At 41.8% G+C, this 23,276-nt stretch carries 18 protein-coding genes and 1 tRNA gene; 9 read left to right on the top strand and 10 right to left on the bottom strand.

Going from position 1 to position 23,276, the window contains the following annotated elements; genetic code table 11:
* Positions 1 to 308 precede the first annotated feature (308 nt).
* Together FNH22_RS10960 and FNH22_RS10955 are read left to right on the top strand one after the other, a co-directional pair.
* Positions 309 to 1,901 carry a glycoside hydrolase gene (locus tag FNH22_RS10960; protein WP_185154177.1) on the top strand — a complete coding sequence of 531 codons (1,593 nt, stop codon included), beginning with the start codon at positions 309 to 311 and terminating at the stop codon, positions 1,899 to 1,901.
* Positions 1,902 to 1,907: 6 nt separating this feature from the next.
* Entirely contained in the window at positions 1,908 to 5,966 is a 4,059-nt protein-coding gene (locus FNH22_RS10955) for a two-component regulator propeller domain-containing protein (RefSeq protein WP_143398419.1), read from the top strand.
* A gap of 130 nt (positions 5,967 to 6,096) precedes the next feature.
* Here FNH22_RS10955 and FNH22_RS10950 read toward each other — a convergent pair whose 3' ends face one another.
* The 7 genes from FNH22_RS10950 to FNH22_RS10920 all read right to left on the bottom strand — a co-directional run bounded on the left by FNH22_RS10950 (position 6,097) and on the right by FNH22_RS10920 (position 11,044).
* A complete protein-coding gene (locus FNH22_RS10950) occupies positions 6,097 to 6,495 on the bottom strand; it encodes an ACT domain-containing protein (RefSeq protein ID WP_143398418.1) in 399 nt (132 codons plus the stop codon).
* 421 nt (positions 6,496 to 6,916) lie between these two features.
* Positions 6,917 to 7,807, bottom strand: coding sequence for a hypothetical protein (locus FNH22_RS10945; RefSeq protein WP_143398417.1), 891 nt, complete (start codon positions 7,805 to 7,807; stop codon positions 6,917 to 6,919).
* A 130-nt stretch (positions 7,808 to 7,937) separates the two neighbouring features.
* Complete coding sequence (locus FNH22_RS10940; RefSeq protein WP_143398416.1) at positions 7,938 to 8,387, bottom strand: hypothetical protein; 450 nt, start codon at positions 8,385 to 8,387, stop codon at positions 7,938 to 7,940.
* Positions 8,388 to 9,049: 662 nt separating this feature from the next.
* Positions 9,050 to 9,997, bottom strand: a complete 948-nt coding sequence (locus tag FNH22_RS10935) for a HipA domain-containing protein (RefSeq protein ID WP_143398618.1) — start codon at positions 9,995 to 9,997, stop codon at positions 9,050 to 9,052.
* The gene (locus FNH22_RS10930) at positions 9,987 to 10,322 is read right to left on the bottom strand and encodes a HipA N-terminal domain-containing protein (RefSeq protein WP_143398415.1); all 336 of its coding nucleotides are present in this window, start codon (positions 10,320 to 10,322) and stop codon (positions 9,987 to 9,989) included. Before FNH22_RS10930 ends, FNH22_RS10935 begins: the two co-directional genes overlap by 11 nt.
* The gene (locus tag FNH22_RS10925) at positions 10,319 to 10,528 is read right to left on the bottom strand and encodes a helix-turn-helix domain-containing protein (RefSeq protein ID WP_143398414.1); all 210 of its coding nucleotides are present in this window, start codon (positions 10,526 to 10,528) and stop codon (positions 10,319 to 10,321) included. The genes FNH22_RS10930 and FNH22_RS10925 overlap by 4 nt, the downstream gene beginning before the upstream one ends.
* 441 nt (positions 10,529 to 10,969) lie before the next feature.
* Positions 10,970 to 11,044 (bottom strand) — tRNA-Pro (locus tag FNH22_RS10920).
* 191 nt (positions 11,045 to 11,235) lie between these two features.
* On the opposite strand from FNH22_RS10920, the gene FNH22_RS10915 reads away from it, so the two are divergent.
* From FNH22_RS10915 to FNH22_RS10885, 7 genes are all read left to right on the top strand, one after another.
* Positions 11,236 to 13,818: a WG repeat-containing protein gene (locus FNH22_RS10915; protein WP_143398413.1), complete on the top strand. Its 2,583-nt coding sequence runs from the start codon at positions 11,236 to 11,238 to the stop codon at positions 13,816 to 13,818.
* Positions 13,819 to 13,895: 77 nt separating this feature from the next.
* Complete coding sequence (gene pafA, locus FNH22_RS10910; protein WP_143398412.1) at positions 13,896 to 15,503, top strand: alkaline phosphatase PafA; 1,608 nt, start codon at positions 13,896 to 13,898, stop codon at positions 15,501 to 15,503.
* 89 nt (positions 15,504 to 15,592) lie between these two features.
* The gene (locus tag FNH22_RS10905; protein ID WP_143398411.1) at positions 15,593 to 17,101 is read left to right on the top strand and encodes a sodium-dependent transporter; all 1,509 of its coding nucleotides are present in this window, start codon (positions 15,593 to 15,595) and stop codon (positions 17,099 to 17,101) included.
* On the top strand, positions 17,026 to 17,205 hold the full coding sequence (locus tag FNH22_RS32900; protein ID WP_370513180.1) for a MetS family NSS transporter small subunit: 180 nt from the start codon (positions 17,026 to 17,028) through the stop codon (positions 17,203 to 17,205). Before FNH22_RS10905 ends, FNH22_RS32900 begins: the two co-directional genes overlap by 76 nt.
* Before the next feature lie 311 nt (positions 17,206 to 17,516).
* Positions 17,517 to 19,526 carry an SUMF1/EgtB/PvdO family nonheme iron enzyme gene (locus FNH22_RS10895; RefSeq protein WP_143398409.1) on the top strand — a complete coding sequence of 670 codons (2,010 nt, stop codon included), beginning with the start codon at positions 17,517 to 17,519 and terminating at the stop codon, positions 19,524 to 19,526.
* A gap of 4 nt (positions 19,527 to 19,530) precedes the next feature.
* Positions 19,531 to 20,121, top strand: coding sequence for an RNA polymerase sigma factor (locus FNH22_RS10890; protein ID WP_143398408.1), 591 nt, complete (start codon positions 19,531 to 19,533; stop codon positions 20,119 to 20,121).
* Positions 20,111 to 20,662 carry a hypothetical protein gene (locus FNH22_RS10885; RefSeq protein WP_143398407.1) on the top strand — a complete coding sequence of 184 codons (552 nt, stop codon included), beginning with the start codon at positions 20,111 to 20,113 and terminating at the stop codon, positions 20,660 to 20,662. The genes FNH22_RS10890 and FNH22_RS10885 overlap by 11 nt, the downstream gene beginning before the upstream one ends.
* Before the next feature lie 14 nt (positions 20,663 to 20,676).
* On the opposite strand, the gene FNH22_RS10880 is transcribed toward FNH22_RS10885, so the two are convergent.
* The 3 genes from FNH22_RS10880 to FNH22_RS10870 are packed head-to-tail and all read right to left on the bottom strand — an operon-like array spanning position 20,677 to position 23,268.
* Positions 20,677 to 21,576, bottom strand: a complete 900-nt coding sequence (locus tag FNH22_RS10880; RefSeq protein ID WP_143398406.1) for an NAD(P)-dependent oxidoreductase — start codon at positions 21,574 to 21,576, stop codon at positions 20,677 to 20,679.
* Positions 21,573 to 22,370, bottom strand: coding sequence for a hypothetical protein (locus FNH22_RS10875; protein WP_143398405.1), 798 nt, complete (start codon positions 22,368 to 22,370; stop codon positions 21,573 to 21,575). The genes FNH22_RS10880 and FNH22_RS10875 overlap by 4 nt, the downstream gene beginning before the upstream one ends.
* Before the next feature lie 37 nt (positions 22,371 to 22,407).
* The gene (locus FNH22_RS10870) at positions 22,408 to 23,268 is read right to left on the bottom strand and encodes a peptidylprolyl isomerase (protein WP_143398404.1); all 861 of its coding nucleotides are present in this window, start codon (positions 23,266 to 23,268) and stop codon (positions 22,408 to 22,410) included.
* Positions 23,269 to 23,276 lie beyond the last annotated feature (8 nt).

Here is a 23,276-nt window from a genome sequence, read left to right as displayed (position 1 = left end):
TTTCGGGGGCAGCCTTTTAACGGATTACCTATTGGATCTATGAATTTAGTCTTTATCCCCCTGTTTATGCATAATAGTAACCCCTGTTTTGTCCGGAAATAGTGTTTCCTTTATCCTCGGGTATCATTCAAAACAAGCTCTTTCTGAGCCATTGGTATTATTATTAACAATGAGTTCTGTATGGCCAAATTCAGACATATATATTTGATTTTCAATTATTTAAAAATAGGCATAATCTTAATAAAAGCAGTGGTCCTTTCCTGCTTATGGCAAACAGAGAAGTAGATAAGGACTACAAAAAGACATTTATGATGACAAGAATAATGTTGTTTTACGGGATAATGTTCCTTTGTTGCGTAACCGCATGCGGAGATGATTCCGGAATTAAAGATTCCAATGTACCACCGGATGTAGCTGATACCGCTAAGTTCATAACCATTAGCCTGGACACCACGGCCACCTTTCAGACGATCCGCAATTTTGGGGCTTCCGATGCCTGGTCTGCTCAATTTGTAGGTAAATTTTGGCCCGAATCCAGCAGAAAGCAAATAGCCGAGCTTCTCTTCAGCACGGAGAATGCCCAAGACGGAAGCCCAAAAGGAATAGGTCTTACTGCGTGGAGATTCAATATTGGCGGGGGTAGTGCAGCGCAGGGAGCAGGAAGTAAGATCGAAGATGAATGGCGGAGAGCAGAGAGTTTTATAGATGGAAATGAGACCTATGACTGGACCAGACAGAGCGGTCAATTATGGTTTTTGCGCGAGGCAAAAGCACGAGGTGTTGAGACTTTTACCGGTTTTGTAAACAGCCCTCCGGTGGTGTTTACCAGAAATGGAAAAGCATGGTCTGAAGATGGGAAGTCGGCTAATCTAAGTAAAGAGAATTATGGAAAATTTGCTGAATTTTTAAGTAATGTGGTAAAAGGTGTTGCTACTGAGACCGGGGTTACTTTTGATTATATCAGCCCATTCAATGAACCTCAATGGGAATGGAAATGCTGTGGACAGGAAGGTTCGCCGTGGAATAATCATGAAATTGCTCAAATGGTACGAACGCTTGACAGCACTTTTATTGCCAATAATATCACTTCCAAAATTGAGGTGACAGAAGCCGGCCAGATCGATTTTTTATATAAGGAATTGGGAGATTCCAACAGAGATGATCAGGTGAGCGCTTTTTTTGACATGTCGTCTGAGTTTTATATTGGCAACCTGAACACGGTAGCCAAAAAGATAGCCGGCCATAGCTATTTCACTACATGGGGTGTCGAACAGCTCATTGACCACAGACAGGCACTTCATAACAAGGTTCGCAGTTATTCTGGCCTGGAGTATTGGATGAGTGAGTATACCCTTCTCGAGAACAATGACGAAATAGAAGGAAACGGACGTGATCTGGGGATGGAACCTGCGCTTTACATGGCCCGTGTCATCCATGCAGACCTCGTTTTTGCCCACGCTGCTGCGTGGCAGTGGTGGCTGGCGGTGAGTCCTTATGATTATAAGGATGGTTTGGTATATATTGATCATAGTAAGTCCGGAGGAAATATATATGAGTCTAAAATGCTCTGGGCGTTGGGGCACTATTCAAGGTTTGTGAGGCCTGGTATGATCAGAATAGGTACTTCCAGATCTGACGGCCTTAGTAAGGTGCTAAGCATTACTGAACTTCTGATCTCAGCGTACCAGGGGGATGAGGAATATGTACTCGTTTTAGTCAATCAGAGCAATAGGGAAAAGAGCATTAAAATTTCAGGCTTACCTTTTGATTTTAAGATAGTTGAGGTTTATCAAACTTCAGCCAAAGAAGGCGATAATCTGGCGTATAAAGGAGAGAGAAATCTAAATGAGCTTATCGAAGTACCCGAAAGATCTTTTGTAACTTGTGTAGTGCATAGGTAGACGTGTATGAGAAAGTGGATACCCATTCTATTTTTTAATGTCTTATTGTTCCGGACCGGTATATGGTGTCAGGAACATGCCCTTTTCAAACAGCATAAATTCAATCGTTTAGCAGAAGAGGAAGGACTTACCAACAATATTATCAATGATATTATTCAGGATACGTTGGGTCATATCTGGGTGGGAACCGAAGACGGCTTGTTCCGTTACCTGGGGGATGATGGCTTCCAAAAGTTTGTGAAAGAAAGCCACAACAATAATTCTTTACCCAACAATCACATCAATGGCCTGTATGTAGATGAAAGAAATGACCTCTGGATACTGACACAGGCAGGAATAGGGAAATATAGTTATGAAAATGACGCTATTGTGCGATTCGCCCCTGACAAGATCCATGAAGCCACCCAGGCTATGTTCTGTACTGGCGGTGTATGCTATGTCGATAAACAGGACGGAGGATTATGGCGCATCGCTAATGACACTATTAATTTTCTGCCTCTTTATGGTCATAGAAACGATACTGACCCTTACCACTATCGGATCACCAATATGACCATTGCCGGCGATGTACTTTGGATGACCTATTGGGAAAACGGAGTGTTGGGTATGAACCTGGAGGATAACACCTTCACCTATTTCAGGCCTGAAGAGATTTATGGTCAGCGTAAAACCCGTATCTATGAAATTTTTGCCGACAAAGAGGAACGTGTCTGGGTGGGTACTGATAATGGTCCGTATCTGATACAAAAGGAGGAAAACGACAGCTATGGCATTGTCAGGGCGTTGCCGGATCAGTTACCGGCTGATGATTACCTCAGCATGAGTCTGGACCACAACAATTATTTGTGGATGGGGACCCGGCAGAACGGGCTTTTTGGATTTGAAATGTCCGCCTATGCTGAGGGGAAGGCGGCAGTTATGCACTTTTTGCCATCTATCAACGATAACAGTATTTCCCACCGGACGATCAGCAAAACATTTACTGACAGGACCGGACTGCTGTGGCTGGGAACGCATAACGGAGGGATAAATGTGTTCGATCCTGAAGGAGTAAAGGTGCAGACCATTACCCATCTTCCGAATAGTTTGAACACCATAAATTATCAGAATGTATGGGGGGTCGCCGAGTCGTCAGAAGGTTTGATCTGGGTGGGTACCGATGGGAAGGGACTGAACCTATACGACTCCAAAAAAGGAGAAGTAATGGACCTGGACGTGCCTCAGCTTCAGAATAAAGCTGTTTTATGTGTTTTGGAAGATCATAAGTCCCGTGTTTGGATAGGAACTTACCAAAATGGACTGTACGTGTATGACCGGCGAACCGGGAAGGTGCAATCGTTTCGAACAGGTAGTGCTGATTCTGAATTGACGGTAAACGATATTCGCTGCCTTTATGAATCTCCTTCTAATACAATTTATGCAGGCACCAACTGGGGAGGGCTGTATTACTTTGATGAAAAAAATGAGCGACTCACCAGGCAATCAGGCGTTTATGATCTGGATATCCGGGCCATATCGGGCACGGAAAAAGATGAATTATGGATGGGAACTTTTGGAAGGGGAGTGGTATATTTTGATCCGGCCAAAGATAGCTTAGCTGTCTATCAGTGGGATAACAGCAATAATATTTACAATGTTCTGGATATGTGTAAAGACGGGAATATACTTTGGCTGGGCACAAAACAAGATGGACTCATTTCCTTTGATACGAAAAAGCTGACCTTCTCTGCTGAAGATATTCATGAGACTTTCAAGAACAGCACTGTACAGGGAATAGTAAAGGATGATCAGAACAATTTGTGGCTTTCTACCAACAATGGCGTGATCAGTTATAATCCTGAAACGCATAATATGAAAGACTTTGATCACAAAGACGGGTTTCAAAAAGGCCAGTTCAATCAAGGGTCCATTTTCCTGTCGAAAGAGGGCTACATCGTAGTGGGAGGGATCTTTGGCATGAACATCTTCTATCCCCATAAAATATTGGAAAAAAGTTCATACCCTGATGTTGTTTTTAATGAGTTCAGGATCCTGAACAAAAAAGTGAACCCGATCAATTCGGAAGTATTCCCTGACGGAGAGAGTATCTTCCTGACCAAGGGGGTCCGGCTGGCGTATGATGATAACTTTTTTTCTGTAGACTTTATGATCCCTGGCTTTTACAGCGGAATGCAGAATGAGCTGGAATACAAATTGGAAGGTTATGACGAGGAGTGGCAGTGGATCCGAGATTTCAATACTGCCGTCTACAGAAATGTTCCCCCGGGGAATTACCGGTTTCAGATAAAATACAGGGACAAAACTTCAGTGATCAAACAACTGAACATTACCATTACCCCCCCTCTTTGGAAAACATGGCAGGCTTACTGCTTGTTTACAGCACTTATTTTATTAACCCTTTGGAGGCTCATTAAATTCAACAACAGCAGGCTTGTTCTAAGGGAAAAACTGGCTTTTGAAAAAGAACTAAGGCTTAAGGAATCAAGGGATATGAAAGAGAAATTAAGGTTTTATACTAATTTTTCACACGAGCTCAAAACACCCTTAACCCTCATTCAGGGCCCTGTTAATGATCTGATCAAAAAAACCAAGGATAAAGAATATCTGCCTTACTTATATCTGATCAGGAAGAATACCAATGTGCTACTGCGATTTATCGGTAAAATTCTTGAGTTCCGGAAGATGGAAACGAACAAAACACTACTGAACCTTGGCTATCACGATTTGAATATCCTTGCACAGGAGGAAGCAGAAAGCTTTGCATACCTCGCAAAAAAGCAAGAGATGAAGTTTGGATTTTATTGTGAGACTGACTTGTACGCCTGGGTCGATATTGAGAAGATACAGATCATTATGAATAACCTTCTGTCCAATGCCATTAAATTTTCCGGGAAGGGGCAGACCATAAAATTTGGTGTGCTGCACGAACAGGACCATATCATAATAGAGGTTAAAGATGAAGGTGTAGGAATATCGGAGAAAGAGATTGAGAAGATCTTTACCCCTTTTTATCAGACAGAAAACTCGGCTGGAAAAGGAGGTACAGGTATAGGACTGGCCTTATGTAAAAACTTTGTTGAATTGCATGGAGGTAAAATAGCATTAAAGAGTAAAGAAGGCCAAGGGACACAATTCCTGATCCATTTACCCAAGGATAAACAACACCTGCTGGATAAGGACCATGTACGGTTTGTGGAGATGAAGCAGGAAGAAACGAATGAAACCATTTTAACTCGCAGTGAAGGACTTTCAGACCAGGGTCAGACCATCACTGATTCAGATAAGGTTATCCTGATCGTGGATGATAACCCGGATATAACTTCTTACATAAGTATGCTGTTCTCTTCAGGCTTTAAAGTTTTGAGGGCTGCGAATGGTAGAGATGCCCTGGATCTGGCCATAAAAAGCGCACCTGATCTGGTCATATCTGACTGGATGATGCCGGATATGGATGGGCTGGAGTTCTGTAAGGCGGTCAAAAATACCATGGCTACCAGTCATATTCCGGTGATCCTTTTAACAGCAAAGAACTCGGATGAATCCAAGATAAAGGGCTATGAGTTTGGCGCGGATGATTATATCACCAAACCTTTCAACTCTGAATTGCTGATCGTTCGGGTAAATGCTATTCTCAATAATAGAAAACTGATCAAACTAAGATACCAATCGGGCGTTGAGCTGGAAAATGTGGATCAGGCTTCACCTAAAGAAGTCAAGTTTATTTTAAAGGTTCAAGCAGTTATACTTGACTTGCTGGATACTTCACAGTTCAATGTTCCGGATTTGTGCAGAGAGTTGGGACTAAGCCAGACATCTCTTTACAGGAAGATCAAAATGCTTACGGGGGACTCCATTCAAATGTTCATAAGAAAAGTGAAGATCAAACGTGCGGCTGAGCTTCTCATAAGTGACGATTACTCAGTCTCTGAAGTGGCCTTTAGTCTTGATTTTTCTGATTTGAAGTATTTCCGAAAGTGTTTCAAAGAACAGCTTGGCATGACGCCTTCCGCATATCGAAATGCTAATGCTTCTGTTGTAGAAGGTATTAAAATCCAGGAGCTTTGAAATGCTTCAGTTAAAGTAGGATTTCTTACACATGTTCGGGATATTGGTTACCACAGTATACATGATGATTTTGCCAAGCAGGCGTTAAGTGGGTTTGTGCAAAGATCACCTTGGTTAACAACAGGTTTTATTATTTCTCTGCTGAGAGTTTTGTCAAAACGTTAATCGCTTTATCAGCATCTTTTTTATCTACAAAAATATGATCGTGATAATATCCTGCGATAACATTACAGCTAATATTATTTTTCGCTAATTCGGTTGAAAATAGTGCTGTCAGACCAACGGCATCAAGAGATGAATGGACCATAAGGGTTATCCATGAGGCAATGTATTCATACTTCAGATTTAATTCGTCTGCCTTTTCTTTATCGATAACAATCGTTGTCCCTTCCTTTTCTTTGAATTCACAAAGTGTATCCTCCCGGTTGATTTTATTTAAACTTGTTACCGTAGAAAATATATATTCCCCTTCGTTTAGTTTTGGGGTCATTCCTCTGATTAATTTTTTTAAGTCAGTTTCTCCTGCCATTCAATATTTTGTGTATATAATGTTGTTCTCAGCTTGCTGTTGACCATTGGCTCTACACCACAATGTGGTGTTTACATTTATTTCATCAGGACCTCAATCTAATGGATTTTTAATGGAATTCATATCTGTTGCCGGCCTGAGTGTATGTTTCAGTGGTTTTGCCGGAATTATGTCCTTTCCCCTATTCAGCGTCTCCGGTATGGGAGGCTGAACTTTTGACAATGTATGAGTTCATGGTGCATCTTATTGAATTTTTCGATGTGATCAAGCTCAGATTAGAAATCCTATTGCAAGATCAGCACTTATGGCACTTTCGCTATAATCGCGCTAATTGAGAGTTCACGTTGCTAAGTACGTACGATGGTTTGTGAGGTTCACGTCGTCAGTTTCTGCTGGCAGAACTGTCTACATGATTACATGATTAGCTTTTGGGTAATTTTTCTAATCTTGTCCAATATACTTCACCTTTTAGAATAATACCTGATTTCATTATATAGCCTTTTATATTCCATTGTTTAGAGATCTCTTGTGGCAAGTAGTCTGCAAAAATTATGTTGTAATTTTCAAATAGTGGATGCTCATAATGGATACTGATATAATTCTCATGAGTAGATATTGTCCAGTCATTTTCTTTTAGAATATGCAATATTCTTTCTAGTTCATTCCAATCAGTTTCTAAATATTTGAGAGTGGAGGAGTTAATTGGGTTGGAATTTGAAATTAATATATCAAGTATCCATTTGTCGGGATAAGTTGTACTAATAAAACCTTTACCAGAAACGTTCAGGTTATTCTGATTGATGGTACATTTTTTATCGGTCCAGTCGGTATTAAATTTCACCCTTCTTATCGAGTCAATGTTATAAGAATGTCGTACATCGGCCGATTTTATTTTAATCGTTTGATGTTCAAGGAAACCATTGTAAACAGATTTTAGTTTGTTACGCCTTTTACTAAAGAAAGGTTGAATAGTGGCTAATTGAAGTCGTTTTGACTCATAATAATCATTTATGCCACTTTGTTCAAACTGTGACCGCTGGTAGTCTAGATAATAATTAGAAAGGATGAACTGCCATAATAAACCAAATAGCGCGACAGTGATTAAGACACTTAAAAGAAACATGAAAACTCTAGACTGATAAAAATGTCGAAAGCCAGATTTTCTGTGTTGTTTGAGCTCAAGATATTCAGAGTCCTTTAATCCTTTCTCTTTTTTGGGCGTTTCGCCATGTATTTGCTTTAATCTTTTGAAAGCTTCTTTGGGTTTCCTTGTGTAAACCTCTTTTCGCATTCCAAACCCCATGTATCCCATAAGTATTTGCCTTAAAGCTAACGTCCAGATATGGCATGTGCCTCTGAACTATTTTATTACCCACAATCTAGCGGTTTTGAATATTATTTTTAGAGGCATACTATTGGTCGATTGGCTATCAGCCGTCTGCTCAATCCGCCTGAGTTTCGTCCTTACGTACATATCTTACAGACGATTCTGTTGGGTCGCCACCAGTTGATAAACCGATTGTATTCTCGTTAATAAATTCAACCTTAAACTCAGTTGATGAACTCAGACCATAAAGCCCAAAAAGCTCACGTGCTATTTTCTTTTCAGTCATACGAAACTGAAAGTTTGAGTTTCTTGAAATGTCTGACACCCATGTGTCTCCTATATTCGCAAACATTTGGATATACTTATTATCATTCAACTTTTGTATACGTCCAATTAGTTCACCATTATCGTTTCTGGCGATTTCAATTGTTATTCCATCAAACATTGAACGGCCCTCCAATCGCCAGGTTCCTACAAACTTTTCGTCGTCTACTCGACTGTATTTGTCCGAACAGCCGATTAGTGCAGTAAGTATAAATGATACAAGAATCGGTTTTATGTTCATTTTTGTCTATGATAATTCAAACTAACGTCCATGTATAAGGTGTGTGCTCACACCTGGTAAATGGCACTAATGTAGTGAAGTCTGCCGGTGCTTCCAAAGTTTCAGAATGCGACACGTCTCACAAGTCCAAAAATCCCTCAAGCTGTAGTCTGTTAACAGCACAAAACTTTCTTAGCGGCATTTTTACCATATACGATGTTAATACAATGTGCTTAATACGACATGAGCTGAAATTATACGTTACTGATGCGAAACGCATGATATATATTAGTTCAGATAAACTCAAAGTGTATATAAGTAACAACAATCTGCCAATGTGATAAAGCTTGGATTACAACCTATTCCAAAATCAACAGGCATGATACTTTCGCTATATTTGCGTTAGTTGACAATAGTTATTTGTTTAATAGACTGTCAAGATCTTTGTATAAAATTTCCCCTGTTCAGCGTCTCCAGTACGGGACGCTGAACTTTATGCATGAGTTCACAGTACATCTTATTAAATTTTTCGATGGGATAAGGCCCGTATTGCAATCCTGTTTCAAGATCAGCACGCATTACGCTTTCGCTAAATGCGCACCAAGTGCGTTGTCTTTATTAAAAAAAAAATGATTTTAGAGGCTTATGTGCAACGGCTACCATTATTGTTATTGTGTGTCACTTTATTCTTTTAGCCCTAATTGTTTATATTTTCCCTCAAGTACTTCTTTATAAGAATTTTTCATATCATTTGACAGGAATGATCGATCAATCCAATCGAATGCTTTTGATTTATTATTTATCACTCGATTGAAAGCCCCTTTTATCTGTTTAGAAGTCAATCCCAGTCCTTCTCCTAAATGTTCAAAATGTTCTCGCTTCAGCTTCTTTTTCTTCCCAACTAATGTCAATGCAAGTTCTTCGGTATCTTCTGGGAAGACAATCGCAACGTTTAAGAGATCGTAGGCAGGAGACAACACCCAACCAGAAAGATTTTCGATCATAGAGAAGTTCTTCAAATGCATATCATTATTTCCGGTAAGAAATGAGAAAAGAACTAAGTCAAAGTAAAAGGTCTTATCAAGCAAAGTGTTACTCGAATAGCTGTCCAATGCTTTTCCTACTTTCTCCAAAGAACCTTTATACTTATCAAATGCTTCCGTGATTTGAAACATATCAAGCATGTGGATCTTTTCTCCGGTTTCTTTACGATCAACTCGTTTTGTTATATAGGACAGTTCTCCGGATAATAATCGAATCAATGAAGATGGTACTACTCGAATTCCATAAGACTCTGCCATTCGCATTGTTACATGTTCGTTTTCGGGCATCTCGGGAAATTTGTCAGAAGGAGGTTTAAAAATATATTGCCCACCTAATGTACCAACCACAGTCAGCCGCGTATCGGGATTCTCAATAGTGTCTTTGACTAAGGACATAGATAATTTTGGCTGAACACCAGGGACAGCAATGCTTCGTTCCACTATATTTTTCGCTAACTCATCCATTTGATCGAGCGAATATTCTATTTTAGGCGGTGTTGGTGTTCCAAAGAACTCTATTGAACACTTCTCGTGAAAGTCCAGTTGGCCTTCAATTGGTTTGTAGCAGTATAGACATCTATGCTTCATCTTCTTCTGCATTTGGTTCTACACTCACAGCACCGATACAATTCTGACAACAGGCGAGAAGTAACCCCATACGATCATTTTTATTGATCCTCCAGTTTTCAGAAGCTATGTCTAACAACCATCCTTCGGGGATCAATCCTTCAAAAAAAGGAAAGAGTCTCTTTTCGGTATATGGTTTATCTGTAACAGGCATAGTGAACGTGATAAAGTCATTCGGATGATCTTTGACATATTGATTATCATACTGAAATACATATTCGCCCTCATTCGTTTCCGTAATGATACCGGCCAAATGATCTTTGTAAAAAACCTTTCCCTGTCTCATTCATTCAGATCTTTACGGCTAACAGGGGCCAATTCATGTCCAAACATTTGAAGAACTAAGTTAACCTTGTCCATATTCAGATTCGTTTTACCCTGTTCGATTTTGCGTATTACGGTTAGTGCAACTCCTGATCGTTCCGCAAATTCTTCTTGCGTCAGATTAACTTCTCTTCTCCGTTCTTTGACAAACTCTGCTAATTGCTTCATTATATGCATTTGAATATAATAATAAGCGAATGTACCAATTTATATGCAATTAGATATAATTTGGTTTTAGAAGACTTTTTTATATGCGATGACATATAGTTGAGAAATCAATAAAGTTTACCCGAATTTTTGAATGACATGTAACGGTTTTCCCTGTTCAGCGTCCCAAGTACGGAACGCTGAACTTTTAACAGTGCATGAGTTCACGGTGCATCTTATTAAATTTTTCGATGGGATAAAGCCCGGATTGTAACCTTAGATTATTCATCACGCATAACGCTATCACTATATGCGCACCAGGTGAATTTTAATCCAAGGGATTTTTTATCGGATTCAAAAATGTTTTAACTACAGTGAATAGTGTTGATAAAAACAAGGCTCTGGGCTCAATTTCTTGCGAATTCAAACAAAAAAGCCTGAATCATAACGATTCAGGCAATGTCGGGATGACTGGATTCGAACCAGCGGCCCCCACGTCCCTAACGTGGTGCGCTAACCGGGCTGCGCCACATCCCGAGGCCTTATTTTGCTCAACTGTCTGAGCTACTTGGTGTTCTAAAATGCTTACCCCAATAGGAAGCATTCCCAAACGGATTGCAATATTAAGGATTATTTAGAAAAGAGCGCAACAGGCCCTCTCATTAAATTTCCATTCGCTTACTCCATTGCGGTTTATTGCATATTATTGCCGGGATTTTAAAAGGTTTATGGGTCGGGTTGTCGTAATCATAAGTTTTCTTGCGTTGGCTGTTACTGCTTACGGACAGGCTGGACTGGTAAAACGTGGACTGAAATTCCATGCGACCGGTCAGTTGGACAAAATGGAAGCCATTATCCATAAGTCGCTGGACAAAGACAGTACTTATCCGGGAGCTTATCATCTGAAAGCGCTGCTGTATTTTCACCCGGACTATCATTTGCTAAACATCGATTCAGCGCTTCAGTATGTAAACGTAGCCAAAGACTACTTTACAGGGCTTGATTCCAAAGAGCGTGATAAACTCTCCAAAATAGGTGCGGGGCCCATTGCTATGGAAACGCTGAAACTACAGATAGATAGTGCAGGCTTTGCCAGGGCAGTGCAGGAAAATTCAGAAGAGGCCTACCTTTCCTTTTTAAGTCATTTCCCAAAGTCTCGGTTTGAATCGCGGGCCATAACGGAACGTGACCTCCATGCTTTTGAAGAAGCAGTGCGTATGAATACCTACCAGTCGTACCTGGCGTTTATGAAAAAATATCCCAAAGCTGTTCAATACAAACAGGCTAAGGAGCGTTATGAAAAGCTTTATTTCGATAAGAGTACGGCAGATGGTAAGATGGTGAGCTACCAAAAGTTTCTGAAACAACATCCCACCACGCCTTACAGGGAAGAGGCAGAACGTAAGATCTACGAGGTAATGACAGCGCCTAACACCGTAAAAGGCTATACCCAGTTTGCTGATCAGTACCCGGACAGCAAAAAGGCCCTCCAGGCGAAAAACTTTCTTTTCCATTTATTAAAAGAACAGGGGAAAGTCGGTACCTATCCCCAGCGTTTTCTTGCGGATTCGCTCAAGGCGTTATCAGATCTTGACAAGCCGCTGATCACCTTCTTAGAAAAACGGGAATATGGTTTTATGGATCTGAGAGGGCTGGAAGTGTTGACCGCCCGGTTTTCGCAAGTCAGCGAAGACCATTTGTGCGGGTTGGTAGAAAATGATTTCATTCATGCAGGTCAAAAGGTGGTGGCAAAAGACGGAAGCGTCATAGCGCCCTACGCCAAAGAGGTGACGGACCTGGGCTATGGATGGTTAAAGTCAGGAGGAAATGGTCTGTATCACCTGGTGCACAAATCGGGAATGAAGCTGACAGACCGCGGTTTCCAGGATGTGAAGGTATTAAATGGGAAGTTCATAGCATACCACTATAAGGGTGCCTGGGACCTGATGACTATGAGCGGAATTGTATTGACAGAGCAAAGGTTTGACGATATTTTTCAACTGGGAGAATTTTTGCTTTTCAAAAAAGGGAAGTTACTGGACGTGAAGATCAGCAGTGAGATTATTGATGCTGCTGATAACGGCGCACTGCGCTTTCAAATGCTGTTTACGGATTATGAGCTGCTGGAAGAAGGTAAGCTCTGGCTACAGTCCGGTTATGGTGAAGGGGTATATGATGAACAACTCAACGAGCTGATCCCCTACGAGAAGCAAGAGATCAGTTTTTTACCCTATGGCTACCTGGTAGAAAAAAAAGGCGCTTACCAGGTATTGAATGATGCATTTGAAACGATCTATCCCCCCGGATATGACCAGGTAGATCACAATACCTCATATCTGGCGGTAAAACAGGATACACTATGGACCTTACTCAAAGCAGCCAATTACGTAGAGGTAGCCAAAGCGCTCGATTCTTTAGTGCTTTTGGGGCACCATTTTGCTTTAGGATACCGGCAGGACAGTACTTTTTTGTACAGTAGGAACACAGCAAGTATTGTGCTTGATCAGCAGAGTCGTACTGCTGTTTTATCTTCATCCGGAGCTGCAGAATTCGTTCAGGTCACTTCCGAGCGCTCCACAGAAGTGCTCAATGAATTGGGTAATAACATTCTTTCAGGTAAATACGATGATGCGTTTGCCATAGGAGAATATCTTATTGTCTCAAAAAAGAATAAAAAAGGACTTTATTCCATGCATGGAAAATTATTGTCGGCAGAATATGATGCCATTGGCAGTTATAAAGACAGTTACGTGTCCCTACTCAAAAACAAAAAGTTCGGATTATTTTCAGAACGTGATACGGTGCTGGTACCTCCTCAATACGATAAGGCACTTGAAAAATATAATGTCCGTACGTTCGTAGCACGAAAAGAGGGTAAAGTAGGGTTAGTGGATAGGAAAGGAGAACCGCTTTCTAAGTTTATCTACAATGAAGTGGTCTATTGGAATGATACCGCAGCCTTGGTCCGTCAAAACGACGGATGGGATTTTTACGACCTTAAAAATCAGGTACCGCTTGGCCAATCATTAAAATCTTTTAGCTATACGGAGCAGACAGATGAAGAGATCATTATCATTGCCCTCGGAGAAAATGGCTATGGTGTGATCAGTAGTCAAAAAGGGGAGGTGATCCCACTGTCATTCAATGATGTCGTGAATATCGGTAAGCCCGGATTACCGGTCTATTTTACCGAAACACACATTGAGGAAGCAGAGTTTTACGTAGTGATCTATTATGATCAGGCTGGTAAAGTCATTAGAAAACAGGCGCTGGAAGCAGAAGATTATGACCTGATCTATTGCGATCGGTAACTTACAATTAATATGCTGGTTGATTCGATTTAAACCACTTATCATTAAATTTGCGTTTTAAAATTCATCCCAAATCAATGAGAGCATTTAGTGTTGTTATAGGCCTATTTATTACTACCTTATCATTTGCACAACAGCCCAGGCTTGTTGTAGGAATTATTGTGGACCAAATGCGGCAGGAGTACCTCTGGCGTTTTGGCGAGCGCTTTGAAGAGGGTGGTTTTAACCGGTTGATGAAAGAAGGTTATCACTTCAAAAATGCTCATTTTAATTACGTCCCGACCTACACAGGGCCTGGGCATACCTCTGTTTATACAGGTACTACACCAGCCATTCACGGCGTAATTGCCAATAGCTGGTATGATCACGTGTCAAAAGATGGCGTTTATTGCGCCTCAGATAAAAGTGTACAAACCGTAGGTAGTAGTTCCGATAAAGGCGAGATGTCACCAAAAAATATGCTGGTAACCTCCATTACGGACGAACTGCGATTTTCAAACCAGATGCGATCCAAAGTAGTTGGACTTTCTATTAAAGACCGTGGAGCTATATTTCCGGCAGGCCATACAGGAGAGGCTTACTGGTATGACAATACTACCGGAGGCTTTATAACCAGTACCTACTATCATGAAGAACTGCCGGAGTGGGTACAAAAATTCAATAAAAAGAAATTAGCAGACCGCTACATGAAACAAACCTGGTCTACCCTTTATGACCTGGCTACCTACACAGCCAGCGGCCCTGATGATGCCCCTTATGAGGTGAGATCAGGAGACAAAGATCCGGTGTTTCCATATGATATGTCAAAGTTACCCGGGGATAAGAAATATGCTCGTTTGCCTTCCAGTCCGTTTGGTAATGATTTTCTTACCGAGGCTGCCCTGGCTGCCGTGGATGGAGAACAATTAGGACAGGGAGATTATACCGATTTTCTGGCCATTAGTTATTCTTCTACCGATTACATCGGTCATCAATTTGGGCCTAATTCAGTGGAAGTAGAAGATACTTATCTTCGGCTGGATAAAAATATTAGTGCTTTGCTCAAGGCACTGGATCAGAAAGTAGGTGAAGGAAACTACACCGTATTTCTAACCGCTGATCATGCTGTAGTAGATGTGCCTCAGTTCTTGATAGATAACAAAGTACAATCCGGATATTTTCAAATAGACGTTAAAAAGCTGGTTGAGGCATTTATGGATCAGAAATATGAAGATGCTGACTGGGTAGAGACCATCAGTAATAATCAACTTTTTCTGAACAGGGATCAGGTAAGGTCTAAGGGACTCTCTTTGAGTGATGTACAGGAAGAACTGGTTGAATTCCTGATAAGTATAGAAGGCGTGGCAGAGTGCTATGCAGCTTCAACACTTAGAACTATGGATTTTAACACCTCCGGAGTAAAAGGAATGATGGTAAGAGGATATAATCAAAGCCGTTCAGGCGACGTATTGTACGCGCTACGTCCCGGATGGTTAGCGACAAGTCGTAAAGTGGGTACTTCACATGGTTCGCCTTACAGCTACGATACACATGTACCTATGCTTTGGTACGGAGCAGGGATCAAACAAGGATCTTCGGTTAAATATCATCCTATTACAGATATTGTACCTACGCTTTCTATGATGCTTGAGATCAAATTACCTAATGGCGTTACGGGGCAACCCATACACGAGCTTTTTGACTAGGTCGTTCCAGGACATTACATTTGATTAACACTTTCCAATTCGTTCGTTTGCTTTTTTTTCTCTATCATTAACGCCAACTTAAAAGAGTAGTGCGTAAAACGGAGGAATTTAGTAACCGGTGGGGAATTATCCTTGCTTCTTTAGGAATGGCCATAGGCGCTGGTAACCTGTGGAGATTTCCCCGGCTGGCCGGGCAGTACGGAGGCGCTTTCCTACTATTGTGGATCTTCTTCCTTTTGGTATGGTCCATTCCTCTGATGATGGCTGAGTTTTCTATTGGAAAGAAATATCACCAGGGTGTAATTGGTGGTTTTAGCCAGCTTGCCGGAAAAAAAATGGCCTGGGGTGGTTTTTTCATTACCGCATGTACGCTGGGTATTGCCTTTTATTATTCGGTAGTTACCGGTTGGGCCTTACGTTACCTGGGGCTGTCGCTGGAAAACCTGTATTCTTTCATGGCAGGGACACCAACCATTGCCGGACGCCTCGAAAAGAACCCGGAGTACCTTAATGAGTACTGGCAGAGTATTTCCAATGGGAGTCATTTGACTGTTATACTTTTCTCCGTAGCTGTTATCATAGGGATCGTAGTACTGATAAAAGGCATCCAAAAAGGACTGGAAAAGGCCAATAAAGTATTGATACCAAGCTTATTCGGCTTACTTGTTATTATCACAGCTTTGTCCCTGAGTATGGAAAATGGCTTCAAAGGGCTGGAGTATATGTTTTCTGTAGATTTCAACCAGTTTTCCGACCCTACGATATGGATAGAAGCGTTGTCGCAGTCCGCATGGTCTACCGGTGCCGGATGGGGACTGATCATTACCATTTCGTCGTATTCCAGGAAAAAGGAAGATGTGGTACTCAATACATTTATAGGCGGGTTCGGCAATAATACCGCTTCTCTTATGGCGGGCATGGCCATATTGCCGGCTGTATTTGCGTTATCTGCGAGTGATGCGGAGGCTATTTCGTTCCTTCAAAGTGGGAACCAGGCCTTGACATTTACCATCATTCCCAGGCTGTTTTCAACGTTTACAGGCGGAGCCATACTTTCTGTAGTGTTCTTTTTAGCGTTTTTTATGGCCGCTTTCAGTTCTCTGCTTCCTATGCTTGAATTGTTCATCAGTAATTTACATGACATGGGATTTACCAGGAAGTCCGCAGCGATCCGGGCTGGAATATTTTGTGTCATTTTTGGCTTGCCTTCCGCTTACTCCCTTGACTTTTTTAATAACCAGGACTGGGTATGGGGTATTGGGCTTATTGTTACGGGCTTGTTAATCATAATTGCCGTACTAAAATATGGTCCGGGTAAATTCAAAAAAGAGTTTATAGACACGGATTCTGATTTTTCCATTCCTACACAGTATTTCAGCTGGGCGTTGATCTTTAATGTCGGCCTGGGTGTTTTCCTGGTCTATTGGTGGATGAGCCAGGGGTATTCATCCTATCCATGGTGGGACGCTGAAGGCAACTGGAATGTATTTGACGTCTATAGCAATGCTTCTATTGTAACCCAATGGGTGGTAGTATTGCTGGTAGGGATATTCACCAACCGATACCTGTACAGAACATTTGTAAAGAAAACAGTATGAGTCTTTCATCCATCTTCGCAATGGTATTTATTTTAGGAGTAGTCGTTGGAGGCTTTATCTTCTTTTTAAGCCAGGCTATCAAAAAAGAACGCGAGAAAGAGTGAAATAACGGATTTCCTGATCTTAGAGAGTAACTAATTATTGCCATACCCAAGTAGTATAACTCACTTTAAGGCAAAATATGAGTTGTCAATGAAATGCCGGGTTTTCATCAACAGTAGTTTCCATATTTAAAGATTTTGACTGGATGGCATGTAATGACAGCGGCCTGAAGTATTGCTTATTTCTTCTTTGGAATGGCGGGTATCATCGGCTGTCATGCACAGCATTGAAAAAAATGAGCTGTGATTGAACCCCGATGTTCTTCAAGTGTACTACTTAGTGATTCACACAGTCATTCACAAAATATTGCACTATGCTATTAAAACTGATCATTGCCTTGTTTGTCCCCATAGGTTCGCTGGTAGCCGCAACCGTCGAACGGCCGAAAAATATACCTTCCAAGTTAACCGAGATCCAGGCGCGTGACTGGTATGAGGAAAAAGTGCGGTCCTGGCAATCCTACCTTGCTGAAAAGCCTGAGGATAGAATGGGCTGGCTGGAATACTTTAAAGCCATGCAATATGCCGGGGCCACAGCACAGGAACTGTCAGCTGTGGCAGGCGAGATAAGTCTGAAATTTGAAAACACCCATGAAGCGCATTATGCCAGGTCTCAAATGCTTGGATGGAGTGACGAAGGTATAGAAGAATTGAGTTTGGCAATACAGAAAGCTCCGGACACTGAGAAGTTATTATCAGAGCGTATTCTAATGGCTGAAGTGCTTGGAGACCGGCCTCAAAGAAAAAAACTGTTAGAAGAACTGTCCGATAGAAAAGTTATCTATCCTAGTTTATTAAATTATTCATACAATGAACTGATGTCAGTAGGAGATAAAGGTATACTGGTAGTTCAGGGAGAAACGGCCACGGTGCCCGTCTGGCTTCTTCAGGATGTACTGAAGGTACGCCAGGATGTGAGAGTATTAGATATTGACCTGGCCAAAAACCCTGATTACCTGACCCATTGGATGATGGAGAATCAGCTGAATGGGAAAGAAAAAGTAACATCAACGGCATACAGAGAGTTTATCAGCAGGTTACCGGGTTTAAATCCTGATGACAACTTTTTTTACGCACTCACACTACCTAATGATCAGGTCAATGGTATGGAGGAAAGGCTTTATGTGGTAGGTCTTACCTCTCTTCATAGTGAAAAGGTATTCGATCACTATAAGATGCTTAAAGAGAATATTGAAACCCGGTTTCTGATTGATTATTTGACCTTAGACCTGAATGGAGAGCCTAAAACAGCTACGGGAAAAGTGTATGAGGCAAATTACATCCTTCCATTCTTCTTACTCAAAGAATACTATGACAATACAGGCAACGCTGAATATGCACAAAAATGGCAGGATATGATACTTACACTGGCAGACCGGTCTCAAATAAAAAATCGTGTGACCATGCTTCTGGATAGCCGTAGTGATAAGAAGAACGTGCGTTTCAAACCTGTGAAATTAGATATTAAGGAGTTGGACAGAAGTATGATGAGGATTAAAGGCAATCTCTATGCCTCACAAATGGAGTTGACCAACAAAGAGTATTGGTTTTTCCTGGATTATTTACGGCAGAACGGTTACACCGAACTGTACGAAAAGTCAAAGGCCGATCTGTCAAAGTATGATGAATTTACAGGTACGTTTCTTAGCGGGTATCACTATAGCCCGGTAAATGCCCAGGCTGCCAGGGTTTCGAAGTCCAAAATGGATGACGTTTGGAGGTATCCGGCTATCGACATGACCTTTGAAGCCGCTAAGGCATATTGCCAATGGCTTACTTTTCAGTACAATCAACAAGCTGACAGAGCATACAAACGAGTGCGTTTCAGACTCCCTACCCAAAAAGAATGGACGATGGCCGCACTGGGGTATAAAGAATTTACATCATGGAACTTACGGGAGAATATAGTCAATGTGTATCCGGGCGCAGATGGTAAAAAGAAATCCAGGGCTTTGCGTGACCTGGCGGATTTTACTGTAAGTTACCCATGGGGTATGCGCGACTTTGAGTTAAGAAATAGCATTATCAACCATAAGGACTGTTATCTGGCCAATATAAAAGCACCTGAAGAGATCCTGTGCCCAATCGGAATTAAAGGGGACGGGTGGTCACTTATGTCCCCGACTGGAACCTATTTTCCCAATGAGTTGGGGTTATTTGATGTCATAGGAAATGTCGGGGAGATGATTGATGAAGACGGGAAAGCCATGGGCGGCAGTTGGAACCATGTGCCAGATGAAAGTACGATAACCAGCGTTAATACTTACGAAGGCTCGGATATAACGGTGGGATTCAGACCATTTATGGAGGTAATTGAAGAGTAACTTGTTGAGACTTTTTAAATCCTATAAAAACAAATCAGATGAGCAATTGATGGTCTTGGTGAAAAACGGGGACCATCGTGCGTTTGAAGTCGTATACGACAGGTATGCAGGTAGGATGAAGGCTTTTTTCTACAGAATGCTATGGTCAGATGATACGATGGCTGAAGACTTTGTCCATGACTTATTTACCAGGATCATCGAAAGGCCGGACGTGTATAACGCCGACCGGGCTCTTGCACCGTGGTTGTTTCAGGTGGCGTCCAATATGTGTAAGAATGCTTATCGAAAAAGGCAGTTTGAAATGGATTACCGGGACCAACTGAATGGGAATCATGTACATCATCCTGACGTCGATCAAAAAATGGATGAAAAAATACTAAAAGATGAGCTACATCATAGGCTGAATGACCTGGAAGAAGACAGGCGGCAACTATTTTTACTGCGATATCAGCAACAGCTTTCTATCAAAGAGCTGGCGGCCGTTTTTGAAACATCCGAGGGGACCATTAAATCCAGGTTGCATTATATAAAAAAACGGCTATTAAAGTCTATGAGTGCAGATCAAAACGTAATGATGAAAGAAAATGGAAAATAAACATTCTGAAAAACTGGACCACCTTCTGACTACCAAGCGATATGATGAGCTCACTGCTGAAGAAAGAGAGTGGGTAGAAGCTGAATTAGGTGGAGAAGAAGTGTTTCATCCGTTAAGCCACATAGTGAAAACTGCGGCCCGTGAGGAAAAAATGGCTGTTAGTGCCCATGTCAGGCAGTCGCTGGTGACCCGGATGAAATCAAAACACAAACCGTTATGGGTCCGTGTGCTGAACTATAAAATGCCAGCTTACATAGGAGTTCTGCTATTGATCATGGGGATCTTTGTGGTGTTCTTTGCCGTGCCTGAAAGACAAGTGATCGTACAAAAAACTGTGACCATCGCTGCCGAACCGGTGGTAGATACCGTTTTTATAGTACAAAGAGCTGATACGGTGTTTTTAGAGCGTATCGTTGAGGTACCTGTATATTTATCTGTTCACCAGGAAAATAAGAAACCTCAGGAAAAGCCAGTCGAGCTATCCGGCCAATCTCTGGCGGATCATGAAGAATGGACTGATTTGCTGGTTAGGATGGATTAGAAAAATGATATGAATTATCTCATTTGTTTGGCCATTAGCGCCAGCCCTTCATTAAAAGTATGAGGGGCAAACCCCAGGTCTTTTCTGGCTTTTTTAATGATAAACCCTGTCTTAGGTGGCCTTTTGGCAGGCTGTGTAAACCGGGAACCATCGGTTTTGTTAATGAGCGAAGCATCCAGTTGGAAGAAATGGGCCGTTTTCATGGCAATGTCATAAGGAGTAAGCATTTCATCACTACTGATGTGGTAAATGCCACAAGCCTTATGGTGAGCCGCCAGGTAGCATCCCATGGCCAGGTCTTCGGCCAGTGTAGGCGTTCTCCATTGGTCATTGACTACCTGGATGGATTTACCTGATTCGAGACTGTTCTTTACCCAAAGTACAATATTGGACCGGCTCATGTCATGGGTAATGCCATATACCAGCACTGTTCTTATAATAGCATAGTCCAGTCCGCTTTGCTGAACAAGCCTTTCTGCTTCCTGCTTCGACTCGCCGTAATAGTTGATGGGGTTCGGCACAGCACTTTCATCAAGAGGTCCTTTTTGACCATCGAAAATAAAATCCGTGGATACATAAATGAAATGGGCATTTATGCCCTGGGCGGCATGGATGAGGTACTCTACAGCAGTGACATTCTGTTTCCAGCATTCCTCTTGATTGAGTTCGCAGTCATCTACCTGGGTCATGGCGGCGCCATGAATAATACAATCCGGTTGATAACGAGCGATCACGTCGTCGGTTTGTGTTGGATCAGTAATGTCCATTTCGGCAAACGTGTAACCCTCCCAATGCTCCGGTAAACGGTTCTTATGACGTGCTGTGGCTATTACCTCTACCGCTTTGTTTACGCTTAAGAGGTCCACAAGTTTCTGCCCTAAAAGGCCATTGGAGCCTGTTATTAGTATTTTCATAGTTGTAAATGAATATGATCGTCATGCCTTACAGCCTGGCATCCATGAAACCTTATTTTATTATAGCCACCGAGTTTCCACCGTTGTTTTAAATGTGGCTCAAGAAAGATCTTTGAAGTTCGCTGGTCAGTAGCTAATGAACGAATAAGTGTTCCGGTCCTTTTCACATCCACGGAAAATTTATCTGCTTTCCAGTGGGGTATCAGGTAATTCAAAAAGCCATATTGCCAATACCCTTTGTCGGCGCATTGTTTTGGGTAATTAGTTTCATTAGCTGCCGGTCCTTCATAAATACCATAGCCAATAAACGAAGGGGCTGAATTTGAATAGGCTTTAGTCTCTTGGTTAGTATAATAAAAAGCGATGTCTACCTTTCTGCCGTCATTATGACTTAAATGGGGAAAAAGGGGAAAGCCATCGTAAAATGGAAAATTAGCATCCAGGTAATTGGTTTTGGTTCCTTCAAATTGCTTATTTATCCGGTCGGACACACCTACTAATTGTTCCCTGAGCTCTGTCCTGACATAGTGCCTGTTCAGAAGGCAGGTAATATAGTTCAGCGGTTTAAGGTTTCCCGTTACAGGAAGCGCCACCCGGCCGAACATTGGGGCCAGGAACGGGAGGATGAGTAAACATACTACCATATATGTACCTAGAAATAACCCCGAAGATTTGAGTAGGTTGAGTTGATAACGGTTCGAGAGCGCTAAAACGATCAGATAAACAATGCCCCCTACTTGAGTGAGCACTGTTAAAAAGGCGATAGCTATTCCATGGATGATGAACTTAAGCACTTATGTAAATCTCCAGGGTTTGGTACAATGCTTGAAACTACTTTTTTTCTTCCGGGTATTCATACCCATAAAGTTTAGTGATCTTCTTTTTAGTCAGTTCTTCTACTTCCACCATCATCATAATATTTTCTTCCGGACGATCCCTTCTGTTGGTAGGCTGGTCAGCGATCTTGTCGATTACTTCCAGGCCTTCTATCACTTTACCAAATACCGTATATTGATCATCAAGATGTGGTGCGCCTCCCACAGCAGTATAGGTCTTTAGTCGTTCAGGAGTAGTGGTTTTATCCACATTCACCTGCATCACCTTGGCCACATAATCTTTCATTTCTATGATTTTCTTGCCATAGGCCTGTGGCCCTTCCGTTTGGTAGATATTCATCAGTAGCTGACGAATGGAATCCTGGTCACTACGGCCCACCAACTGCTGTACGGCGGCGTTCAATTTATTTTCATCGGTCAAGAGTTCTTTTTCTGTCCATTTCTTCCCCTGAACGATGTAAAACTGGCTGCCGCTACTTTCTTTTTTGGGGTTGGTACGGTCTCCCTGGCGTGCAGCGGACAGTGCTCCCTTTTCATGAAAAAGCTCCTTATTGAATTCGGCGGGTACCGTGTAACCGGGGCCTCCATTACCCAACGGTGACCCCGGCGCGCTGTTTTTTGAGTTAGGGTCACCCCCCTGGATCATAAAATCTTTGATAACACGATGGAAAAGGGTGCTGTCAAAAAAACCTTCTTTTGCCAGTTTGAGGAAATTCTCTTTGTGTTTCGGCGTTTGATCGTAAAGGATGGCCTTCATGTCGCCATGGTCCGTTTTAATAGTGATCAGGTAGTCTTTGTCAGTGGCACAAGACAGGAATAATGTGCCTAATGCAATGCCTAAGAATAGCTTTTTCATATTTTTTA

It is taken from the genome of Fulvivirga sp. M361 (genome assembly GCF_007097395.1).
Classification (GTDB): Bacteria; Bacteroidota; Bacteroidia; order Cytophagales; family Cyclobacteriaceae; genus Fulvivirga.
This window is presented reverse-complemented; position numbering and strand designations above follow the sequence as displayed.